This window comes from Lysinibacillus sp. FJAT-14222, from assembly GCF_001278875.1.
Lineage (GTDB): Bacteria > Bacillota > Bacilli > Bacillales_A > Planococcaceae > Lysinibacillus > Lysinibacillus agricola.
In genome coordinates this window covers 1-24,284 of the sequence record NZ_LIYL01000021.1, presented here as the reverse complement: position 1 = coordinate 24,284, position 24,284 = coordinate 1, and the positions used below count along the sequence as shown (strand labels likewise).

The following is a 24,284-nucleotide window of genomic DNA, read 5'->3' as shown; positions in this document are numbered from 1 at the left end:
TTTATTCCTCCTCTTCGGCGTACATTGCTTCAAGTTCTTCTTCGGTTACAATGCGTTTGATTTTTGAATCGAATAGCACGCCATCTAAATGATCGATTTCATGTAAAATTGCTCGTGCATCAAAGCCTCCCGCTTCTAGCTCATATACACGTCCTTCACGGTCACATGCTTCAATTTTCACATATTCAGGGCGTTCAACCTCCCCGTATAATCCTGGGAAGCTTAAGCAACCCTCAATATCTACTTCAGCTCCATCCGTTTCGATAACAGTTGGATTAATCATTTCTAAAATATCTCGTTCCTCGCCAAGCTCGACAATTGCAACACGTAAGCCTACATTTATTTGTGGTGCTGCAATTCCAACGCCATCATATTCAACCATTGTGTCATATAAATCATCTAGTAATGTAATAGTTTCTTCATTAATTTCTGTTACTTCCGCGCACGGTGTTGATAATACCTTTGCTGGATGTTCTACAACTTTTTTAATTGCCATTTTATGTTCCTCATTTCTATATTTAAGGCCTATACCTTGTTAAATTGTAATGCCTCGGCATAATTGCCTGGGATAGTCTTTTGTAGAATCTTTCTGCGGGTTCATCATCATAACGTGTGGTTGATTTCCGTTTCGGCTGGGCGCTTTGTTGCTGACGCTTCGCTTTCGCACAGAGCAGAGCTTCCTGGGGGCGTCCGATGAGCCGCTTCGCTTCGCTGTAGGGTCTCGGGCCAACACGATGTTGGTCACGAAGGCGTTATCACAGGACGTGATGGTTTTAGCCTTCGTTCCTTTATTGCTGATCCCCGAGGAGTCGCCCAGCCTACACTCCAATCAACTTATATGCAAGACATAAGTTTTAGCAAAATGTCATCCCAAACTTTGAGTGATAGAGCATTTTATATAGTCGACGGATCTAAATCTACCGTCATTAATATACCTTGTTTAATCCATTCCGCACGATACATCGCAAGAAGGCGTTGTAATACCGGAATCAGATTTGGTTCAATTTTATATTTTATCAAACATTGATAACGATATCTATTTTGGAGGCGACTAATGCTTGCCGTTGTTGGTCCAATAATTGCTACTTTGTTTGATAGGTTTTCCATTAGCCAATCCGCTGCACGTCCAGCATACTCAGCTGCCATCATGACATCCTCATGGGATATTTGAACAAGTGCTACATAATAATACGGTGGATAGCTAGAGCGGCGGCGTAAAAACATTTCACGTTCGTAAAATGGCTCATAATCTTGTATTTTGGCCAATTCAATTGCATAATGCTCTGGTGTATACGATTGAATAATAACCTCACCAAGCTTTTCATGACGCCCAGCCCTACCACTAACCTGCGTTAATAATTGAAATGTTCGCTCCGCTGCACGATAATCGGGCAGATGCAGAGATGTATCAGCACTCAGTACACCAACAAGCGTAATATTAGGAAAATCAAGACCTTTCGCAATCATTTGCGTCCCTAGCAAAATATCTGCCTGTCCTTCCCCAAATGCCTGCAAAATTTCTTCATGTGCACCTTTGTGCTTTGTTGTATCAACATCCATCCGAAAGACCCTTGCCTCAGGAAATAACTTATATATTTCTTCCTCGACCTTTTGTGTTCCGGTACCAAAATAGCGAATATGCTCACTTTGGCATTGTGGACATATTTGAGGAACACGCTCCTCATAACCGCAATAATGACATTTTAATTTCTCTGTTGTTCGATGATACGTTAACGAAATGTCACAGTTTGGACATTGTACAACCGTCCCACAATCACGACAAAGCACAAAAGAGGAATAGCCACGACGATTTAAAAACATCACCATCTGTTCTTTTTTCTCAAGCCTTATACGTATAGCATCAATAAGTTGCTCCGAAAACATAGAACGATTCCCTTTTTGAAGTTCTTCTCGCATATCAGCAATAAAAACAGTTGGTAACGGTTGGTGCAAAGCACGTTGCTTTAAGGATAGCAAACTATATACGCCCTTCTTTGCTCTCGCAAATGATTCAAGTGCAGGCGTTGCACTACCTAATATGACAGGACAGTTATAAAATTCACTTCGCCAAATTGCTACATCTCTAGCATGATAACGTGGTGAATCTTCTTGCTTATACGTTGATTCATGCTCTTCATCTAAAATAATAAGACCTATATTTGTAAAAGGTGCGAAAATTGCTGAACGAGCTCCAACAACAACGCTCACTTTTCCTTGCTGAATTTTACGCCATTCATCATACTTTTCACCAACAGACAATCCACTATGCATCACAGCAACCATCTCGCCAAAACGACTACGAAAACGCTCTGTCATTTGTGGTGTTAATGATATTTCAGGCACAAGCATAATGGCTTCCTTACCTTCATCTAACACCTTTTGTATTGCCTGCAAATATATCTCAGTTTTACCACTCCCCGTGACGCCGTGTAGTAAAAAAGTTTTCCCAGTCTGTTCTTCCATTGATCCAGTAATGGCCTTTAGTGCAACGTGCTGTTCATCCGTCAATTGTAAAGATTGAGTACGGGAAACCTCCTTCGTAAAGGGATCACGATACACCTCTTCTTGTATAAAATGAGCGGCACCTTTTTCAATAACTGACTGTAATACTGCGGGTGACATACCTGTTTCCTCATAGATTTTCTGTGGCAAAAGGACTTCACCAAGGTGTCTACTCATCCATTCAATCAGCAGGCGCTGTTTGGCTGCTCTCGCTGCACCTTCCATTGCCTTGTCGATATCTTGCTGATCATCTGAAATTTTGACCATACGTATTTCTTTCACATTTCCTTGCTGCTTCACAACATTTTCAATTCTTACAATTTTATCTGTTATCAGTTGCTTTAATAAAGGAAGTAATCCAGCACGCTCGAATTCCTTGAAATTAGCCTGTTGTCGCTTACCGAAAATAACCTTGGCATCTTCAGGTAAAGCTTCTTTCTCCTCTTGCATCGTTATGATTTTTTCATACTTCGCTCGAAGCGCTGATGGGAGCATGACCTGTAAGGCATCAATTTCATAGCAAATCGTTTCGTTTTTCAGCCACTTTGCCATTAACAGCATTTCTTCTGTTAACACAGGCTCTATATCTAAAATTTGTGCAATAGATTTTAATTTATTAGATGGTACATCTGTTTCATTTTTTAATCCGATCACAAAGCCTAGAACATTTCTTGGTCCAAACGGTACTTTGACACGACAGCCCATTTCTATAATGTTTGCCCATTGTGTTGGCACTTCATAGTCAAATGGACGATCTACATGGTATGTTGAAACATCCACTATAACCTCTGCAATCAATAAACTCATTGCGCATCACCCTGTAATATATATGTCCAAAATGCTTTAGCAAACTGTGTGGCATCTGTCGCATCCCAAAATTGGCCATTTATTTCTGCCGTGTCACTAAAATCGATCCACGTGTCAGATACGATTGTTAACATAGGTTCACCAATAACCTTCTGTCCAAAGGTTACTGCGGTCATTCCTTCTATGGACAGTATCGGTGCGCCTTCAATTGTAGGCGTATTTGCTGCATGGATAAAAAATGTAGATGGATATTGTTTTTGATAACCCTCAAGTTGTTCAAAAAGCTTATGCACGCTTGCTTCTTTCTCATCTATTAAAATTACATTTGCCCCAAGTATTTTCGCCTCTTCTGCTATCGCCTGACCAATTCTACCGTTCGCCTTTGTACTAATAACATGGTGCTCGTCCAATGGCACATAAAATGCTCCAGCTGTGACCACTACCGTTTTACCAGCTAGCGGCTTGACCTTCTCTGAAAAAAATCCTTGCACAATCGCAGTTATTTTTTCTGGCTCCTCTAAACGTCCCTTACCAACATAGCCACATGCCAAAAATCCTTCTGAAGGCTCTATAAATTGATAGCCATCAGATGCTAGCTGTGCCAAATTTCGTTTTACCGCTGGATGATCATACATATGCACGTTCATAGCTGGTGCAAGCCAAACAGGTGCAGTTGTTGCAAGCAAGGTCGTCGTTACCATATCATCTGCAATTCCATTCGCCAGTTTACCAATAACATTTGCAGTAGCTGGTGCAACTAAAATTAAATCTGCCCAATCCGCCAAATCAATATGAGCAATAACACTTGAATCCTTTTCATCAAATGTGTCGAAAAAAACATCATTTTTGGACATAACTTGAAAGCTCAACGGATTCACAAATTGTCTTGCTGATGCTGTCATGATGACTTTTACATTTGCCCCTGCCTGAGATAGCTTGCTAACTAGAGCGACAGCCTTATAAACCGCTATACCACCTGAAACACAAAGTAAAATGTTTTTATTCATGTACAATCGTCCTTTCAAATGATAAGCTCCCAAAGGAACATTCCTCGGGAGCTCTCGGCATTTGTATAATCAAAAATCCACTGTAAGACTTTAACATTAATTTAGCAAAAGCTTTTTTACATCAATGTTAGATTTCGTCTTCGTATACAGTTGACTCATCCTGTGATACCTTTGTAAGTACACCTGCTGCTACTTCTTCAAGTGCTTTCCCTACGGATTTATAGGAAACATACTTGTGTAAGCGTTCTGTGCCTTGTTCCTCTTGCATTTGACGAGCACGTTTAGATGCTAGACTTACTAATGAATATTTTGAATCGATTTCTTTTTTTAATGTATCTACTGATGGGTATAACATAGGTTTATTCTCCTCTCAACATTGACAAATATCTTTTTTCAACACGTTCTCTACGACAATGCTCAGCTTTAATAATCGCATTTATACGATCACAGGCATTTGTCACTTCATCATTTTCAACTACATAATCGTATAAGCTCATCATTTCAAGCTCTTCACTTGCAGTTGCAATACGCTTTGCAATAACCTCTGCTGTTTCTGTCCCTCGACCAACTAAACGGTCCTTTAATTCCGTTAAACTTGGTGGGGCTAAGAAAATAAATAATGCATCTGGTGCCTTTTTACGGATTTGAGCTGCACCCTGCACTTCGATTTCTAAAAACACATCACGTCCTGCATCAAGTGTTTCATTTACATAGGCTAACGGTGTTCCGTAATAATTACCTACAAATTCAGCATGCTCCAATAAGCCACCCTGTTCAATTAATGCTTCAAATTCTTCACGTGTCTTGAAAAAATAGTCTACACCATCTACTTCACCTTCGCGAGGATTTCGTGTTGTCATCGAGATGGAATACTCATAATTCGTATTCGGCTGAGAAAATAATTCTTTTCGCACTGTCCCTTTACCTACACCAGATGGGCCAGACAGAACAATTAATAATCCGCGTTCTTTTATCATTTATTCTCTATATCTCCCTTAATTTATAACAGATACATGCAAGCTATTCGATATTTTGAACTTGCTCACGCATCTTTTCTAAAATTGTTTTCGCCTGAACTACCGCAATGGCCGCCTCTGTTGATTGATTTTTTGAACCAATCGTATTGATCTCGCGGTGTATTTCCTGCATTAAAAAGTCTAATTTACGGCCAACTGAAATCGTTTCTTGTAACGTTTCTTCCAGTTGATTAAAATGACTATCTAATCGGTCCAATTCTTCGGTAATGTCTACACGTTCTGCAAATATCGCTACTTCTGCAAGTAGGCGATCTTCTAACAGCGATCCATTCGCCACTTCAGTAATTCGTTCCAATAATCGTGTACGATATTTTTCAACAGCTAGAGAGGAGAATGAACGAATCTGTTTCACTTGTTCCATTAACTGTTCTTTATATTGTACAACAACGTCTTGCAATTCTTGCCCTTCACGCTCGCGCATTTGAATCAGCTGCTCAAGTGCTTGCGTAATAGCCTTTTCAACAGCACAAAGTAAATCCTCAGGTGTAAGCTGTGGCTTTTCCTGTACAAGTGCTTGTTCAAGAGACAGTAGCTCTTGCATCGTCCATTTTTCTTCAAGTGGTACTTTACTTGCTAATTGCTCTTTTGCCTTACGATACGCTTCAATTAATGACCAATTAATTTCAATAGATTGCTCGACGTTCTCTAAATCCTTAACATATACCATCACATCAATTTTGCCACGTGACAAAGCTTGTGAAATTAATTTCTTTGCAAAAATTTCTGCTTCAAGCCATTCTTTCGGAAATTTTGCATGAATTTCTAAAAATCGATGGTTGACCGAGCGCATTTCTACGGTTAATTGAAAGTCTCTTGTTGTTGTGACACCTCTGCCAAAACCAGTCATACTACGCACCAAGGTTCGTCACACCTTTCTTTGCATACTGGAATTATTATAACATAAGCTCTGCCATTTATGACGTCTCACCATAAAAAATTAGATCAAGAAAAAGCTAATTCTACCACAATTAAAGCTATATTTTAATATTCACCTAAAAAATGCTATGATAAACATAAGAAAATGCTCATCACCAAAAGAAAGAGATGACATTTGTTAAAATGTACGCTATGTCTAGAAGTTGATTAGAGTGGATGGAATTAGCGGCTCATTATTTTCAAATGCGTACTTTGAAGATTTATCGGAACAATATTAGCTTTTATCGGAATATTATCTCGTGTTATCGGAACAATTTCAGTTTTTATCATGGCCCCCGGAACGGAAATCAACCCACGTTATGGTGATGAGTCATAAGAAAAGTGCATTTGTGCTCGAGTAGAGTGTTATGAGAATGCACCATTAAAATATAATAAATACGAAAGTACCAAGGATGCTTATATCGTTGGAAAGAGGAATTCATATGGCATTTGATGGCTTATTTACTTATTCAATGACAGCCGACCTACAACAATTAGTAACAGGTCGGATTACTAAAATACATCAACCAAACGCTCAGGAGGTAGTTTTACATATCCGTGCGAACGGAAGCAATCATAAATTGCTTTTTTCAATTCACCCTTCATACGCACGCGTTCATCTTACTGAGCAATCTATTGATAATCCAGCAGAACCTCCTATGTTTTGTATGCTGTTACGGAAGCATATAGAGGGTGGTTTTATTTCTTCTATTAAACAACACGATTTTGATCGTATTATAATAGTAGAAATCCAAAGTAAAAATGAAATTGGCGACCCTATTGTAAGGGAATTACATGCTGAAATTATGGGCCGTCACAGTAACCTGCTGTTAATAGATAAGGAGCAGGGAAAAATAGTCGACAGCTTAAAGCATTTGCCACCTTCCGTGAATAGTTTTCGGACAGTGTTACCTGGTCAGCCCTATATTGCACCACCCGCCCAAAATAAATGGCACCCTCTAGCAGTGACCGACGAACAGCTTACGATGTTTTTCTCTGAACTAAAAACGGCTAAGGAAGTTGTTTCGCAATTTACTGGCTTCTCACCTGTCCATGCAGAGGAATTATTATTCCGATTAACAGACACAACTGATCGTGTAGGTAGCTTTAAGAACTTTATAGCTTCTTTTAATAATGGTGGAGCAGAGCCGATGTATGTATTCGCAAATAATAAAACTTACTTCTCACCAATCGCTTTAACACATTTACAAGGAGATGTAACGATTTATCCAAATGTACACGAGCTACTTGACCGCGTATTCTTTGCACGAGCTGAGCGTGATCGTGTTAAACAGCAGGCAGGGGATTTAGAGCGATGGCTACAAAATGAAATTGATAAGCTTACATTAAAAACTAAAAAATTGAATAAAGATTACGAACGTGCATCTAAGCTTGATCAGTTCCAATTATATGGGGAACTACTGATGGCGAATATTTACGCGTTTGAAAAAGGTGTAAGAGAAGTAACTGTCACTAACTACTATAGTGAGACTGAAGAAAAAATCACCATTCCAGTAAGTGATCGTAAAACACCTATCGAAAACGCTCAAAGCTATTACACAAAATACACAAAGGCAAAAAATGCCCTTATAATGGTTCAAGAACAGCTAGAAAAAACGAAGGAAGAAATAACATATTTTGAAATGCTCGCTCAGCAGGTACAACAAGCTGCTCCGGGAGATATCGAAGAAATTCGCGAAGAATTAGCAGAACAAGGTTATTTGAAATTACGTCATGCGAGAAAAAAGAAGAAACAAGTGAAGCCTGAGCCTGAACGTTATGTCTCTTCTACAGGTGTAGCTATCTCTGTTGGGAAGAATAACAAGCAAAATGACATGCTTACATTTAAAATAGCTAAGCGCACTGATATTTGGCTGCATACGAAGGATATTCCAGGCTCACATGTTGTCATCCATACGAGTGAACCAGATGATACTACATTACGAGAAGCCGCTACACTTGCCGCCTATTTTTCAAAAGCAAGAGACTCTTCCTCTGTCCCAGTAGATTACACAGAAATACGTCAGGTAAAAAAGCCAAATGGCGCTAAACCTGGTTTTGTTATTTACTTTGAACAAAAGACTTTATACATCGATCCAGATGAAACTGTCATTTTACAGTTAAAAAAACAGTCTTAAAGATTGAGGCTGAGACATAACTGGTCAAAACTTTAAAAAGCGTGAGAAATCAATTTTAGAAACGTTGATTTCTTGCGCTTTTCTGATGTGAAAATTTTTTAATTGTGCTATAAAAATATACTTATGTCCCAGCCTCTCAGACTGTAGACAAACTCTTGAATTGCATAAAGTTGTTTAACGATGAGGGTTACCTTGATGAAAAATATTCAAACATATCCCATAGGCTGAATCTTTTAGTATTTTAAACATAATACTACTTTGATTCAGTTTGTCTACTCATACTAATGATGAGGAGTTGTTGATTTTTCACGGAGAGTGGCGACTCCTGCAAGATGAGCTTGCGCAGAAAGCGCCAACTCGGAGTGAAAATCAACCTTTATTTAAAGATACACATTATTTAATGTTTATTTTTAGTCGAAAAGCTGTGGAATACGATATGAAATGTATCGTATTCTTTTTTTTATGACGATGACCACGTAATCTGTACTATGCAACCATTAAATTTATCTTTAACTTGATTGATTTTTATAGCTATTGTTCCTTATTATAATAACGCTAAAAAAACTCGTGAATATTCCGAACTGTTTATTCCGAGCGATATTGACTTCCTCCTTTATGAATGGCTAAATTTAAGTAAAAATGTAAAGCATTTCAGAAAGGATGTATCATTATGTCTGTAGGCAAAAAATTAAGCTTTGGTTTTCTCTCCATCATCCTCACCCTAATTATTTCATTGTCGATTTTGTTTATTCAGTTTTCAAATATTGAAAATAAGGTAGAAAACGCGCTAGAGGATCGTGTTGCCTTAGTAGAGTTAGCTGATAATCTTCAAATTGAATTAGCGATGCAAGGGCTTTTCATTCGTGCCATAATCATCGAGGACACAGCTGCTAATAAAGAGAACTTTGCAAAATATTCAAAAATGTTAGATGACCACGTAGCAGAGATGAAGGAAAAATCTGATTCATCTGAAATGGATGCTTACTCGCAGGATTTAAATACATATAATGATGCTTTTAACAAAGCGGCAGATGAAGCACTTGTGCTCCAAAAAGCTGGGAAATTAGAAGAGACACTACAAAAAGTTAATGGCGAGGTGCAACAAGCAAACAAGGAGTTATTATCAGTATCAGAAAATATTATAAGTTATCAAAAAAATCAACTTGATATTGTTACAAAAGAGTCTAGACAAGCTGTATCAAATTCGCAAATAATTTCAATCATAGCTATCGTCATTGGCGTTATTCTTGGGATATCCCTGATGTTTTATGTACAACGAACTATTTCGCGTCCTTTAAAATCTGTAGTAATTGCTGCCAATAATATTGCCAATGGTGAATTATATCATCAAGATATCTCTCACCAATCTAAAGATGAAATTGGTCAGCTTTCTACAGCCTTTAACGCAATGAAAGATAGCTTACGAAGTTTATTAACACATATTCAAGGCAATGCTGAACATTTATCAGCTTCTGCTGAAGAGCTATCCGCCTCTACCGAAGAGATTTCTGCTTCTGCTGAAGAGGTGACTGTACGTATTAATGAGACAGCGAATGCAGCATCTACTGCTACAATTGCTGCCAATGAGAGTGCATATGCAATGGATGAAACAGCAGTAGGTGTACAACGTATAGCAGAGGCAACTCAACAACTTCATCAAAGCGCAGTGACAACAAGTGAATTGGCGAATGACGGTAATAGTACAGTCGATGAAGCCCAACAACAAATGAACGTCATTTATGACTCTACGCAAATGATTAACGATCTCGTTCAAAAATTGAGTAAGCAATCAGAAGAAATAGGCCATATCACTACAGTAATTACAGCAATCACAGATCAAACGAATTTATTAGCCCTAAACGCTGCAATCGAGGCTGCACGTGCAGGTGAACACGGCAAAGGCTTTGCAGTCGTAGCCGACGAAGTACGCAAGCTAGCAGAAGAATCAAAGCAATCAGCCAATCAAATCGTTGTCTTAACACAAGAAATTCAAGAAGATACACTAAATGTAGAAAAAGCTGTCGAAGATGGGCTACAATCTGTCACAGATGGTGTAAAAATTATCGGGGATGCTGGCAACTCTTTCGAAGCAATCGTAAAAGCGATCAATACGATGACAGACCAGATAGAAGATATTTCGGCTACTTCGGAAGAAATCTCTGCAAGCGCTGAACAGGTAGCTGCCTCTGTCGCAGAAATTGCCCATGGTGCTTCTTCTAGTGCAGCCAATACACAAATCGTTGCCGAAGCGAGTAAGGAACAAGCTGCGACAATGCAACAAGTAAATCAAGTTGCTACAGATTTAAGTGAAAAATCAATGGACTTACAAACCCAAATTAATCAATTTAAGCTTTAAACATTCAAGCAGAGTATTTCTTTCATTGAAATGCTCTGCTTTATTAATGGATGTTAAAATTTTTAAAAGGTAAATGCACTCCCTATCATTCTCAAGTCCTATCCACTTTAGCCATAATGCAATTGTTTTAGTAACTATATGCAGAATCTTTCTTTCTAAGTAAGACAATTGAACTTCTCCATAAAACAACAGCACAAAAGTTGTTAGGCGAGGTATGTTTTCCCACTTGTAATATGTTATAATCTGCATACATATGATTGATATAATACATTGGCTTTTCATACATTATTGTATATTCAAGCAATGTGTACATTATTTCAAAAAAATATATTCTACGAAAACACAATGCAATTATTTCTTAATAAAGGTACATTTTTGCATATATTTACTCTACTTCTTCTTTTTTGCTCTTCTATTGGATAATCTTAGATAAATACAAAATAAGTTTCTTATATATCATTAATAGATAAAAATATTCATGCTTCGTGATTAGAAATTACAAAAAAATACCTAAACAGGAATCTAAATCACTTAGTTTTACAAGAATTTTCTACAAAACTATACAAGTCTCACAAAGCATCAAACCTATTACTTTTGAATCATTTTTCAAATAACGATGATATTATCAAAAGAATATGAATTTTCTATATAATAAATCATTTTTTAATTTTTGTTTTATTTTTGATATTCAAAACAGATAAATATCATTTTTTTATTATTAAAACGCTTTCATTCTTTAATGTGATGAATCGAAAAAAATTATTATTCTCTTAGATTTCAGATAATACTATATAAATTTGAATCTTTTTTATTTTGTACACAATGATTTTTTGGTATATTAAATAGGAGCTTCATAAAAGGCTTAAAAATTGTATAAGGGGGATTCACATGAATAAGAACAAAAAGTTTTTATTACTAACAGTCCTTGCAGTATTTTCACTAGTACTTGCTGCATGCGGCTTCGGCGGAGATTCGTCTGAAAAATCAAAAGATGATGGCAAAGATTCTGGTTCATCTGGAACGGCTTCTTCGAAAAGCGAATTAAATGTTGTAGTAACTTCAGAGCCACCATCACTTCATCCAGCATTAGCAACAGATACAACTTCTGGTGTTATTCTTACAAACACTTTTGAAGGTTTAACAACACTAGATGCTGATGCAAAACCAATTGAAGCTGCGGCTGAAAAATGGGAAATTAGCGATGACCAATTAACGTATACTTTCAAACTACGTGATGATGCAAAATGGTCAAACGGAGATCCAGTAGTTGCTGGTGACTTCGTATATGCTTGGAAATGGGCATTAAACCCAGATAACCTTTCTGAGTATGCTTCAATCCTTTACCCTATTAAAGGTGCTGAAGAGTACAATTTAGGTAAAGGTTCTGCTGATGAAGTGGGCGTTAAAGCGGAAGACGAGAAAACTTTAGTAGTAACTTTAAATAATCCAACTCCTTATTTCTTAGAATTAACTGCATTTAAAACATATGCTCCGTTAAATCAAAAAGTAGTTGAAGGCAAAGAAGACTGGTACGCAGATGCTGGTGAAAACTTTGTAACAAACGGTCCATTCACTTTATCTGAGTGGAAACACAATGATTCAATCGTATTAAAGAAAAACCCAGAATACTGGGATGTTGATAAAGTATCTTTAGAAACTGTTAACATTGGTATGGTAGAATCTGAAGCAACAGCTTCTACAATGTTTAAAGGTAAAGAAATTGACTACCTTGGTGCTCCATTCCAAACTGTAGCTCTTGACTCAATTGATGAGTTTAAAGCTGATGGTTCTTTACGTATCGCTGACCAAGCGTCTGTTTATTGGTACAAATTAAATAATAAAGATAAATTCACTGGAAACGCTAACATCCGTAAAGCATTAACATTAGCAATCAACCGTCAAGGATTAATCGACAACATTACTAAAGGTGAACAAAAACCTGCATTAGGCATGGTTCCTATCGCAGTTCACGGCTTTGAAGAAGACCGCGGTTACTACAAAGACAACGATATGGAAGGTGCTAAAGCAGCACTTGAAGCAGGTATGAAGGAACTTGGTATTAAAGATCCAAAAGACATTAAAATTAACGTTTCTTTCAACACAAGTGAAGCACACGCTGCTATCGCTCAATACATTCAAGAAGGCTGGACTAAAAACCTTGGTATTACTGTAGGTCTAGATAATTCTGAATGGCAAGTTTATTTAGAAAAACTTAACCAATTAGACTACCAAGCTGGACGTATGGGCTGGGTTGGTGACTACAACGATGCTTACACATTCTTAGAAATGTATGATACTGCTGCAAACGGTAACAATGACACTGGTTGGGAAAATGCTGAGTACAAAAAATTATTAGTTCAATCTAATAAGGAAACAGATCCAGCTAAACGTCTTGAACTTTTAAAACAAGCAGAAAAAATTGCTGTTTCTGAATTACCAGTTGCACCAATCTACTACTACACGAACCTTTCTGTAGTACAAGACAACGTGAAAAACATGCAAGCAGATATTCTTGGTAATATCCAACTTAAAAACGTTGTAGTGGAAGCTAAAAAATAATCTATTTTATATCGCTTATGTAAGCTCTACAGCGAAGAGCTGCCTCGTAGCCACTTCGGCACGAGTCAGCTCTTTTTAAAATACGAAGGCATATATTTGTCTGAAAATTGACAAATAGAAGGAGGAGTTTTATGTGATTAAATATATTTTGAAAAGGCTGATGTATATACTTCTCGCGCTTTTCGTCATCGTAACGGTTACGTTTTTCTTAATGCGTCTCGCTCCAGGTAGTCCTTTTGCGAGTGAACGTAATTTCCCCCCTCAAATTGAGGAGAAGTTAAACGAAACGTATGGATTAAATAACCCTTGGTATATACAATATAAAGATTATTTAATCGATACGGCCACTTTCAATTTCGGTGAGTCAATGAAATATAAAGCGCGTTCTACAAATGATATGATTTCTGAAAGTTTCCCTGTTTCGTTAACATTAGGGATTGAAGCTATGCTACTAGCAATTGGATTCGGTATTTTAATAGGCGTAGTTTCCGCGCTATATCATAATAAGTTCCCGGATTATTTGGCAACGTCCTTTGCGGTGCTATTTATTTCAGTACCTTCATTTATCTTAGCGGGTTTAATGCAGTATTTCTTAGCCTATAAGCTAGATTGGTTCCCAATTAGTGGATGGAAAGGCTTTTCTTATAGTATACTACCAGCCCTTGCAATCGCTTTAACACACATGGGCTTTATCGCAAAATTAACACGTTCAAGTATGCTTGAACAAAACAATAGTGACTATGTAAAAATGGCTCGTGCAAAAGGGATTGGAAAATGGACAATCGTTTTCCGTCACACTTTACGTAACGCTCTACTTCCAGTTGTCACTTACCTTGGTCCATTAACAGCGGCTGTTGTAACAGGTAGTTTCATTGTTGAGCAAATTTTCGCTATTCCTGGACTTGGAAAACACTTTGTACAAAGTATTACAAACCGTGACTATACAGTAATCATGGGTACGACTGTGTTCTATTCCATCATCCTTTTATTTGCGGTGTTAATCGTTGATATTTTATATAGTGTGATTGATCCGCGTATTAAACTGAAAGGAGCGAAAAAATAATGACACAGCAACATATTGAAAAAGATAAGTTTAAAATTGTTGGCGGAAATCATGAAGCTACTGAGAAATTAGCTGATAAATCAGTCTCCTTTTGGAAGGAAGTATTTATCCGTTTCTCTCATAATAAAATGGCCATCCTTGGAGTAATAGTCTTGATTATCGTTATATTAATGGCTACTTTTGTGCCCATTTTCTCTCAATACAAAGCAAGTGATCAACTTGGTGTTTTTAACTCTCCACCTTCAAAAGAGTTTTGGTTCGGTACTGATGATTTAGGTCGAGATATTTTTGTTCGTATTTGGGAAGGTGCACGTATCTCCCTATTTATTGGAATCGCCGCAGCGATTATTGACTTAATTATCGGTGTTCTTTGGGGAAGTATTTCAGGTTTAGCAGGCGGACGTGTTGATAATATTATGATGCGTATTGCCGATGTTTTAACTGCTGTACCTTACCTATTAGTAGTAATCGTGTTATTAGTTGTTATGCAGCCTGGTTTAATTCCCATGATTATCGCACTTTCAATTACTGGTTGGATTAACATGGCTCGTATTGTACGTGGTGAGGTCTTATCGATTAAAAACCAAGAATATGTACTTGCCGCTCGAACTTTAGGTGCTAGCACTGGACATTTAATATTAAAACACTTAATTCCTAATGCACTAGGTGCCATTTTAGTAACAATGACATTAACAATTCCATCTGCTATTTTCACAGAGTCATTCCTAAGTTACCTTGGTCTTGGGGTTCCTGCTCCAACAGCTTCTTGGGGTACAATGGCATCTGATGGGAATAAAGCGATTGCCAATGCGCCGTGGAGATTAATTTTCCCAGCAGTATTTATCTCACTAACAATTTTTGCGTTTAACGCAGTTGGTGACGGCTTACGTGATGCATTAGATCCAAAACTACGTAAATAAGGAGGTGGCCGAAAATGAGTAAAACAATTCTAGAAGTAAAAGATTTAAAAATAAACTTTAAAACGTATGCAGGGCTTGTTCGTGCTGTTCGTGGTGTAAACTTTGACTTAAAAGAAGGTGAAACACTAGCAATCGTTGGTGAATCAGGTTCTGGTAAGAGTGTTACGAGTAACGCATTAATGAAACTAATTCCACAGCCACCTGGTATTTATGAGTCAGGACAAATTTTATTTAATGGCCGTGATTTAGTGCCTTTAAGCGATAAAGAAATGTCAAAAATACGCGGAAATGAAATTGCAATGATTTTCCAAGATCCGATGACAAGCTTAAACCCGACGATGAAGGTCGGACGTCAAATAACAGAAGTTATTTTACAACATAAAAAAGTTTCAAAAGCTGATGCTAAAAAACGTGCAATCGAACTTTTAACACAGGTAGGTATCCCCTTCCCTGAAAAACGTTATAACCAATACCCGCATGAGTTTTCAGGCGGTATGCGTCAACGTGTTGTTATTGCCATCGCACTTGCAGCTGATCCAAAGCTTCTAATTGCCGATGAACCAACAACTGCATTAGACGTTACCATTCAAGCGCAAATTTTAGAACTAATGAAAGAAATCCAAAAAAATTCGAAAACATCTATCATTTTCATTACTCACGATTTAGGTGTCGTTGCAAACGTTGCCGATCGAGTTGCAGTTATGTATGCAGGACAAATCGTCGAATATGGTACTGTTAATGATATTTTCTATAATCCTAAGCACCCATATACATGGGGTCTACTTGGTTCAATGCCAGACCTAGATAACGATACTGATGAGCTATTACGTACGATTCCTGGTTCACCACCAGATCTGACTAATCCACCAAAAGGTGATGCGTTTGCTGCTCGTAATGAATTCGCAATGGCTATTGACTATGAGCAAGAGCCTCCGATGTTCCAAGTAAGTGAAACACATTTTGCAAAAACTTGGTTGTTGCATCCTGACGCGCCAAAAATTCCGCTTCCAGATGCGGTTGCTAAACGTATTGAAGGGTATTTAGCAAAGGAGGCACAAGAAAATGACTAATTCGGGTGCAAAAAAAATTCTTGAAATCAAAAATTTAAAACAGCATTTCGGTTCACCAAGTAACCCTATTAAAGCTGTTGACGGCATTAGCTTCGATGTATATGAAGGTGAAACACTTGGTCTTGTAGGTGAATCGGGCTGTGGTAAATCAACAACAGGTCGTTCCATTATTCGCTTGTATGACATTACAGATGGTGAAATTATTTTCGATGGTGAGAGCGTCCAAGGGAAAAAATCTAAAAATGATTTAAAGAAATTTAATCGTGAAATGCAAATGATTTTCCAAGATCCCTATGCTTCATTAAACCCTCGTATGACAGCTGGGGAAATCATTGGTGAAGCCTTTGAAATTCACGGGCTTCACAAGGATAAAAAAGTGCGTCGTGAAAAAATTAATCAACTGCTAGAGGCTGTTGGTTTAAACAAAGAGCACGCAAACCGCTATGCACACGAATTCTCTGGCGGTCAACGTCAACGTATTGGAATTGCACGTGCGCTAAGCTTAGATCCTAAGTTTATCATCGCCGATGAACCTATTTCTGCACTTGACGTATCGATTCAAGCGCAAGTTGTTAACTTATTAAAAGAACTGCAAAAAGAACGTGGCTTAACATATCTTTTCATTGCCCATGACTTATCAATGGTTAAGTATATCAGTGACCGTATCGCTGTTATGTACCGTGGTAAAATTATGGAAATCGGTAAAGCAGATGATATTTACAATCACCCTGTTCATCCGTATACAAAATCATTATTATCGGCAATTCCACTTCCTGACCCAATGTCAGAAAAACGCCGTCAACGTATTCCGTACAAGCATACAGAGGTTGACGATAGCGCAACATACCATGAAGTTGGCGATCAGCATTACGTTTATGGTACTGCAGATCTTGTGAAAACTTGGGTTGCTGATCGATAAAACAATAACTTCCGTCTCAGTATAAACGCTGTGATGGGAGTTTTTTTCATTACTTCAAAGCCGCAACTTACATATGATGCATTATTTTTCCACACACTTGAATTTGTCAAATATTGTAGGAATTTTTGGTATGAAATATCTTCCATAATCCCCTTAATATACTATAATATATGTAATATATTAAGGAGGTGAATGAGTAATGAAAAAGAGTATTAAACTTATTATCAGTGCTATTTGCCTTACTGCATTTTTAGTGGGTCCTAGCGTTGTGGATGTTTCTGCTGCTAGTTCAAATTGTATAAAGCCTTGTAAAGACAGACCTTAACAAAAAATAAGGACACCTACTTAAGGGTGTCCTTATTTTTTTATGTTTGATGCTTTAAATTTATTCAATCTAAACCAAACTTATTACCTTCTTGATTTTGGATTTAAAGCATCCTTTAAGCCTTCTCCGATAAAGTTGATTGACAAAATAACTAACGTTATGGCTGTTGCAGGTGGTACCCACATCCAAAGCTTATCCTTTAGTACATCTGAGTTTCTAGCCTCAAATAGCATATTACCCCAGCTAGGTGTATCAGCCGGTACACCAAATCCTAAAAAGCTTAAACTGGATTCTGCAACGATTGTTACAGCCATTAATAATGTTGCTTGTACAATAATCGTCGAGGCAACGTTGGGCAATAAATGCTTAATGATTATTTTTGAAGGTTTACAGCCAATTGATTGTGCTGCTAATATATACTCATTTTCCTTTTCAGCTAGCACCCTACTTCGCACTATCCTTGCAACGGTTCCCCAGCTTAAAAGTGAAATGACAATTACTAATGTCCATAAACCAGATATTTTTCCTGAAAGGATAGTATTTATAACAATAACGAATACTAAAAATGGAAACATTAATACGAAATCAGTAAATCGCATTAACATTTGTTCTATTTTCCCCCCAAAATACCCTGAAATCGCGCCAATTGCTGTTCCGATTATTACAATAAAAAGCATACAGCCTAACCCAACCGTTAAAGATGATCTTCCTGCGTAGAGCATTCTAGTAAAAACATCACGTCCATTCGTATCTGTTCCTAACCAATGCTCACTTGATGGAGGAAGACTTATTTTCATAAAGTCGACACGTACAATATCTTTTGTTGTAATATACGGAGCTAAAAACGATAGGATGATAACTAGTAGTAAAAAAATAAGACTAATCATAGCTAATTTATTTTTAACGAACTTTCGTCTCGCTATCACCCACGGCGAGGGGCTTTTCTTTGGTGTTTTTGGAGTTAATACTTTTCGATCAGTTACCAATGTCATAATTTCCCCTCCTTAATCCAGTCTAATACGCGGATCTACTACACCATATAATATATCCGCCACTAAATTCCCAAAAAGTGTTAAAAACGAAAGTAACATAGTTATCGACATCATGACTGCATAATCTCTTCTTCCAACGGATTCTAAGAAGAGTGCGCCTATTCCTGGATAAGTAAAGATAGTTTCTGTTATGACCGCACCGCTGATTAATGTTGCGATATCAAAACCAAGAAACGTAATAATTGGAATAATTGAATTCCTTAAAATATGTTTGTTATAGATTTTTGATTCCTTTGTTCCTTTTGCTCTCGCAGTTCTTACGAAATCCTTCCTACTATTTTCAATAATGTCATTTCGTAAAAATTGAGTATAGGATGCCGTCCCCATTAATCCTAATATAAGTGCCGGTAATAAAACATGATGGAACCTACTCAAGTAATATTCTAAACTTCCCGCTTCTATGCCTACACCTACGGAGCCATTGAAAGGGAACCATCCTAGTTTAAAGGAGAAAAAGTAAATAGCAACAATTCCCGCTACAAACGATGGAATTGCTAAAGCTAAATAATTATAAGTCGCAATTAAATTATCCCCGAGAGTATAAGGTTTTCTTCCAGCATACATCCCCATAATAAATGCAAAAATGTACGTGAAAACTAATGATGTTAATGCTAAAAATATTGTATTAGGTATTCGCTGAGCAATAATCTCTGCAGCTGGTTTTTTATAAACAGTAGATTTTCCGAAATCCCCTTGTGCAAAATTAGCAATCCATCTACCATATTGCATGATAATTGGATCATTATAGCCTAATTTTTCTCTCATTTCTTCGATGTATTGTGGATTCGTATTAGACGGATCAATTTCACCAGCAAACGGATCTCCTGGCATCATTTTTGCTAAAAAGAACACCACTAACGAAATAAGGAGTAGCAATGGGATCATGCCAAGTAATCTTCGAAGTGTGTATTGAAGCATGTGACGTCTCCTTATCTAGAAATTTACTAACTAGGTCCAGTTAAATAAAGAGGACCTAGTTAGCAGGATTTGAAAGCTCACATTTTATTCCTTAATGGACCATTTATGAACATCTGTTTGGAAACCAACAGCGTTGACATGAACACCCTGTAGTCGATTATTAATGGCATATAAATCTATATTTTCCCACAATGGAAGGGCTGGTAATTCTTCATTAAAGTATTTTTGCCATTCCACATAAGTTTTCTTACGTTTATCTTTGTCAAATGCTTCTTCACTTAAGGCTTGTTTTATCAATTTTTGGTTCGTAGCATCTACGTAGCGACCATAGTTCCATTCTGCATCATTCCCCCATAAACCAGATGGATCAGGGTCAGCGCCAGTAACCCAAGCGCCGAAGAATGCTTCTAATGCAGCATCATCATTATCTTTCATATCATTATATAAGTTAAACTCAATTAAAGTACCAGTTGCTTGTTCTGTTTTCACTCCGACATCATTCCAAGCTTGAATAATTGCTTGAGAGCGTCCCTCAAATGCAGCAGGACCGGCATAGTGGCCAAATGAAATTTTAAATGGCTGACCACTCGGATCTTCTACAAAGCCATCGCCATCTTTATCTACATAACCTGCAGCCTTAAGAAGCTCTTTAGCCTTTTCTGGATTGTATTCATATTGATTTAATTCTGACTCCTCCGCTGCAGTCCAAAAAGTACGAGGAATCACAGTATTTGCAACTTCAGCTTTTCCTTCTAAGAAAGCATCGATCATTGCTGGACGGTTAATTGCGTATAATAGTGCTTGACGCAATTCTTTTGATTTAAACTTATCAAAATCAGCTACATTTGTAAGAGTAGCTTTATCACGATGACCAAAACGAAGACCAATATATGAGTAACTTACACCATTCGTTTCTTCAATGCGTACGTTATCTAATGCTGACAATTCTTTTACAGCTTGTGGTTTAATATCCATGATGTCAATTTCTCCGTTTTGGAACGCACCAGCTGTTAATGATGGGTCAATTGTTTTTACAATTATACCGTCAAGCTGCGGTTTGCCCTTCCAGTAATCATCAAAACGCTCTAATTCAGAATATTCGCCCTCTACAACTTTTTTCACTTTAAATGCTCCTAAACCAACAGGAGTTTCACGAACCTGTTTAGATTCACCTAAGTCTTTAACCGCAATACCTTCATAATGTTTCTTTGGCATTGGATAAGACCAAAGTTTTTCTAGGTTATTAACTTCTACTTCCTCAAAAGTAATTTTCACTGTGTATGGATCAACAACCTCAATACCTTCGATTGTTTCAGCTTTCCCCAATTTTTTTGCCTTTGCCCCTTTAACACCTTCAACATAATTGAAACGAGGGCCATCGTAATCTGGATCTGCTACTGTTTCTAATGCAAATACCCAGTCATCAACTGTTAACTCTTCACCATTATGCCATTTTACACCCTTCTCAAATGTAAACGTATAAGTTAATTTATCCTCACTAATTTCCCACTTTGCAAAATTGGGAATATATTCCAATTCATCATTTACAGAATAGATACCTTCCATTGTAAAATCTTGAATATAACTGTCTACAATACTACCTGAATAGGCTGGATCATAAACACCCTCAGGCGCTTGGTCAGTACCGAAAGTTACAACTCCACTTTTCGCTGTTTCACTAGTCTTTGTGGAATCATCCTTGCCTTTTTCCTTTTCTTTGTCAGTTGTCGAGTTGTCGTTATTACATGCTGTTAAAAACAAAGCCATAACTAGCATAAGCATGAAAGCCCATAATGCTGATTTTTTCATTCTTTATCCCCCCGTGAATTTTATTTTGTAAATAATTAACATACCGTTCTTTTTTTATCTTTTAATATAAATGGCATGCAACTCTATGCCCCTGCTTCACCTCCTTTAAGGTTGGTTTTGATAATGAACACTCTGCCATTGCTTTCGGACACCGTGGATGGAAAGGGCATCCTTTAGGAGGATTAGCCGGACTAGGAATATCCCCCTCTAATACAATACGGCTACTCTTTTTCCTCGGATCAGGTACTGGAATTGCAGAGATTAATGCCTGTGTATAAGGATGCAGTGGTTCCTCATAAATATGTTCCTTATCTGCAATCTCCACAATATTTCCTAAATACATAACACCGATTCGATCACTCATATGTTTTACAACACTTAAATCATGAGCAATAAATAAAAATGTTAAGTCAAACTCATCCTGTAACTCTTTTAGCAGATTAAGAACCTGAGATTGTACAGATACGTCTAAGGCTGAAACTGGTTCATCTGCTATAATTAGTTTTGGCCTAAGTGCAAGTGCTCTCGCAATACCAATCCGTTGACGCTGACCACCTGAAAATTCATGTCCATACTTGTAATAAGCATCTTCTGGTAAACCTACTTTTTGTAAAAGCTCCATCACTTCATTTTTTAAAGATTTCAGTGATTTTTTATGGAAATTCATGATCGGTTCAGCTATGATACTACCTACCATTTGCATAGGATTTAACGATGCATAAGGATCTTGAAACACCATTTGGATATCTTTCCTTATTTCCCTTAATGATTTCCCTTGTAATTTTGTAATATCCTGGCCGTTAAAAATGATTTTTCCTTCCGTTGAGTCTAACAATCTTAAAATAGTCCGACCTGTTGTTGACTTTCCACAGCCAGATTCGCCAACTAATCCTAATGTTTCACCATTTTTTATTGAAAAAGAAATATTATCAACTGCTTTAACATAGCCAACTGTATGTTTGAAAAATCCACCTTTAATCGGGTAATAGGTTTTTAAATCAATTAACTCCAATAAATTTCCTTTATTTTGTTTAATTGCTGTTTGCTTCATATTGTCAGCTCACACCCTTTCTAGAATTACAGCCTTCAAAAAGTAAACAAGAGACTTCATGATTGTCATCTACGAAGGCAAGTTGCGGCGTAACATTGCTACATTCAGGCATAGCCGACGGGCATCTATCAACAAAACGGCAGCCTACTTGAGGCATATTTTTTAAAGAAGGTACTATACCTTTAATAGTGGTTAACTCATTAACTTCTGTATCTATTCTTGGAATCGATGCCATCAAGAGCTTTGTATATGGGTGTTTGGGATTGTAAAACAAGTTATCAACATTTGTCCGTTCTACGACCTTCCCTGCATACATAATAATTACTTCATCACACATTTCCGCAACTACGCCTAAATCGTGCGTTATCAGTACAATCGACATGTTATTTTTCTCTTGAATATTTTTCAGTAAATCTAGTATTTGTGCTTGTACTGTTACATCAAGTGCAGTAGTTGGTTCATCCGCTATTAAAAGCCTAGGTTGACAAGCGATGGCGATAGCAATCATTACTCTTTGTCTCATACCGCCTGACAATTGATGAGGATATTCATCTATAATTTTTTCAGCTCTGGGAATCCCAACCTGTTTTAATAATTCAATCGCTTTACTTTTAGCCTCAGCCTTAGAAATCTTATTATGATTAAGCATAATTTCTTCAATTTGCGAGCCTATAGTAAAAACAGGGTTTAAGGATGTCATAGGTTCTTGGAAAATCATACTAATATCTTTTCCCCTAATTTTATTCATCTCGTCGTTCGAATGATTTTCTATGTTCTTCCCATGAAATTTTATTTCTCCACCAGTGATTTTACCAATTCCTTTAGGAAGTAGTTGCATAATAGAAAGAGACATTACACTTTTTCCACATCCTGATTCACCAACTACTCCAACGATCTGGCCTGATTTAACCGAAAATGAAACATCATCCACTGCATGATATATTTCTCCATCTATATCAAAACCAGTTTTTAGGTTTTTCACTTCTAACATTAAGCTCATTTAACATCACACCTTTTATTTTTTTACTGAAACAACTTATGGAATGAATCAAACGTCCAAGTTAAGTAATATCTTTACTTTTAATCATATGATTCATTAATTTAATATTCCGAAAAAATTTTCAATATCGGTAAACTTATTTTAAAATCATTTCAAAACAAAAAAGCATCAATTTATAAATCTCTAACATTTGTAAATAGAATATTATTTTTTTCCTCCAAAGAAAATTAACGCAATGCACCAGCTGATATAATATTCTGAAAATTAAACGTACTATCATTTTATCTAGAAATAACACATTTAATCAAGCGAATTTTTACATTCCCTATAATCTTATATACAAAATAAACCATACAACTATTCCAATTTTATCTAATATATTTTCATTTTCCCTAAATGAATGTTTGTTCAATTTCCACTTTATTGGCTTAAAGTATCATTTTTTTGTTATTACAATATAGTAAATAATTAAATTGTTTCTTATTTCTTTTCCTCATTAAATTTCCATTCATTCGGTGTTCTTGACTATTAAAGGTTTTTTGATGAATTTCTATATTTTTCTATATTTATATTTTTTATCTAATCACTATTAATAAATAATTTTTTCTATTAACACATTGGCTTCCTGAAGTGAAAAATATTACAGTAGAAAAATAATTTAATCTAACTTTTTATATGGATTTGTTACGGACCTCTTGTTATTTTTTATTTGGCTAATTTCATAATAATTTGGTAAAAAAAAACAAAAAACGACCATCTTGAAGTGACCCCTAAAAGTTAGACACGGTTATTTCATTAGGCAGCTTGTGTAAAACGAGTTCGGTATTGCACCGGAC

Annotated in this window: 19 protein-coding genes; 8 read left to right on the top strand and 11 right to left on the bottom strand. The window is 36.8% G+C overall.

What is annotated here, in order from left to right:
• Position 1 precedes the first annotated feature (1 nt).
• The 6 genes from def to AN161_RS09680 form a co-directional block, all read right to left on the bottom strand.
• Positions 2-496 carry a peptide deformylase gene (gene def / locus AN161_RS09705; RefSeq protein ID WP_053594158.1) on the bottom strand — a complete coding sequence of 165 codons (495 nt, stop codon included), beginning with the start codon at positions 494-496 and terminating at the stop codon, positions 2-4.
• A gap of 398 nt (positions 497-894) precedes the next feature.
• On the bottom strand, positions 895-3,309 hold the full coding sequence (priA, locus tag AN161_RS09700; RefSeq protein ID WP_082340022.1) for a primosomal protein N': 2,415 nt from the start codon (positions 3,307-3,309) through the stop codon (positions 895-897).
• A complete protein-coding gene (coaBC, locus tag AN161_RS09695) occupies positions 3,306-4,316 on the bottom strand; it encodes a bifunctional phosphopantothenoylcysteine decarboxylase/phosphopantothenate--cysteine ligase CoaBC (protein ID WP_053594157.1) in 1,011 nt (336 codons plus the stop codon). The genes priA and coaBC overlap by 4 nt, the downstream gene beginning before the upstream one ends.
• A gap of 127 nt (positions 4,317-4,443) precedes the next feature.
• Complete coding sequence (rpoZ, locus tag AN161_RS09690) at positions 4,444-4,671, bottom strand: DNA-directed RNA polymerase subunit omega (protein ID WP_053594156.1); 228 nt, start codon at positions 4,669-4,671, stop codon at positions 4,444-4,446.
• A gap of 4 nt (positions 4,672-4,675) precedes the next feature.
• Entirely contained in the window at positions 4,676-5,293 is a 618-nt protein-coding gene (gene gmk, locus AN161_RS09685; protein ID WP_053594155.1) for a guanylate kinase, read from the bottom strand.
• 43 nt (positions 5,294-5,336) lie between these two features.
• Positions 5,337-6,212 carry a YicC/YloC family endoribonuclease gene (locus AN161_RS09680; RefSeq protein ID WP_053594154.1) on the bottom strand — a complete coding sequence of 292 codons (876 nt, stop codon included), beginning with the start codon at positions 6,210-6,212 and terminating at the stop codon, positions 5,337-5,339.
• 499 nt (positions 6,213-6,711) lie between these two features.
• On the opposite strand from AN161_RS09680, the gene AN161_RS09675 reads away from it, so the two are divergent.
• From AN161_RS09675 to AN161_RS30995, 8 genes are all read left to right on the top strand, one after another.
• Positions 6,712-8,406, top strand: coding sequence for an NFACT RNA binding domain-containing protein (locus AN161_RS09675; RefSeq protein WP_053594153.1), 1,695 nt, complete (start codon positions 6,712-6,714; stop codon positions 8,404-8,406).
• A gap of 670 nt (positions 8,407-9,076) precedes the next feature.
• Positions 9,077-10,762, top strand: coding sequence for a HAMP domain-containing methyl-accepting chemotaxis protein (locus AN161_RS09670; protein WP_053594152.1), 1,686 nt, complete (start codon positions 9,077-9,079; stop codon positions 10,760-10,762).
• Between the two features lie 888 nt (positions 10,763-11,650).
• Positions 11,651-13,321 (top strand): peptide ABC transporter substrate-binding protein, encoded by a 1,671-nt coding sequence (locus tag AN161_RS09660; protein WP_053594150.1) that lies wholly within the window; start codon positions 11,651-11,653, stop codon positions 13,319-13,321.
• 133 nt (positions 13,322-13,454) lie between these two features.
• The gene (locus AN161_RS09655) at positions 13,455-14,384 is read left to right on the top strand and encodes an ABC transporter permease (protein ID WP_053594149.1); all 930 of its coding nucleotides are present in this window, start codon (positions 13,455-13,457) and stop codon (positions 14,382-14,384) included.
• On the top strand, positions 14,384-15,304 hold the full coding sequence (locus AN161_RS09650) for an ABC transporter permease (RefSeq protein WP_053594148.1): 921 nt from the start codon (positions 14,384-14,386) through the stop codon (positions 15,302-15,304). Before AN161_RS09655 ends, AN161_RS09650 begins: the two co-directional genes overlap by 1 nt.
• Before the next feature lie 14 nt (positions 15,305-15,318).
• Positions 15,319-16,374, top strand: coding sequence for an ABC transporter ATP-binding protein (locus tag AN161_RS09645; RefSeq protein WP_053594147.1), 1,056 nt, complete (start codon positions 15,319-15,321; stop codon positions 16,372-16,374).
• Positions 16,367-17,293 carry an ATP-binding cassette domain-containing protein gene (locus AN161_RS09640; RefSeq protein ID WP_053594146.1) on the top strand — a complete coding sequence of 309 codons (927 nt, stop codon included), beginning with the start codon at positions 16,367-16,369 and terminating at the stop codon, positions 17,291-17,293. The genes AN161_RS09645 and AN161_RS09640 overlap by 8 nt, the downstream gene beginning before the upstream one ends.
• A 199-nt stretch (positions 17,294-17,492) precedes the next feature.
• Positions 17,493-17,618, top strand: a complete 126-nt coding sequence (locus AN161_RS30995) for a hypothetical protein (protein ID WP_277815933.1) — start codon at positions 17,493-17,495, stop codon at positions 17,616-17,618.
• An 83-nt stretch (positions 17,619-17,701) separates the two neighbouring features.
• Here the strand turns inward: AN161_RS30995 and opp4C are convergent, their stop codons facing one another.
• From opp4C to AN161_RS09615, 5 genes are all read right to left on the bottom strand, one after another.
• A complete protein-coding gene (gene opp4C / locus AN161_RS09635) occupies positions 17,702-18,610 on the bottom strand; it encodes an oligopeptide ABC transporter permease (RefSeq protein ID WP_053594145.1) in 909 nt (302 codons plus the stop codon).
• Between the two features lie 12 nt (positions 18,611-18,622).
• Entirely contained in the window at positions 18,623-19,588 is a 966-nt protein-coding gene (opp4B, locus tag AN161_RS09630; RefSeq protein WP_053594144.1) for an oligopeptide ABC transporter permease, read from the bottom strand.
• An 84-nt stretch (positions 19,589-19,672) separates the two neighbouring features.
• On the bottom strand, positions 19,673-21,397 hold the full coding sequence (gene opp4A, locus AN161_RS09625; RefSeq protein WP_053594143.1) for an oligopeptide ABC transporter substrate-binding protein: 1,725 nt from the start codon (positions 21,395-21,397) through the stop codon (positions 19,673-19,675).
• A gap of 61 nt (positions 21,398-21,458) precedes the next feature.
• On the bottom strand, positions 21,459-22,448 hold the full coding sequence (locus AN161_RS09620) for a dipeptide ABC transporter ATP-binding protein (RefSeq protein WP_053594142.1): 990 nt from the start codon (positions 22,446-22,448) through the stop codon (positions 21,459-21,461).
• 4 nt (positions 22,449-22,452) lie between these two features.
• A complete protein-coding gene (locus AN161_RS09615) occupies positions 22,453-23,448 on the bottom strand; it encodes an ABC transporter ATP-binding protein (protein WP_053594141.1) in 996 nt (331 codons plus the stop codon).
• Positions 23,449-24,284: the final 836 nt, after the last annotated feature.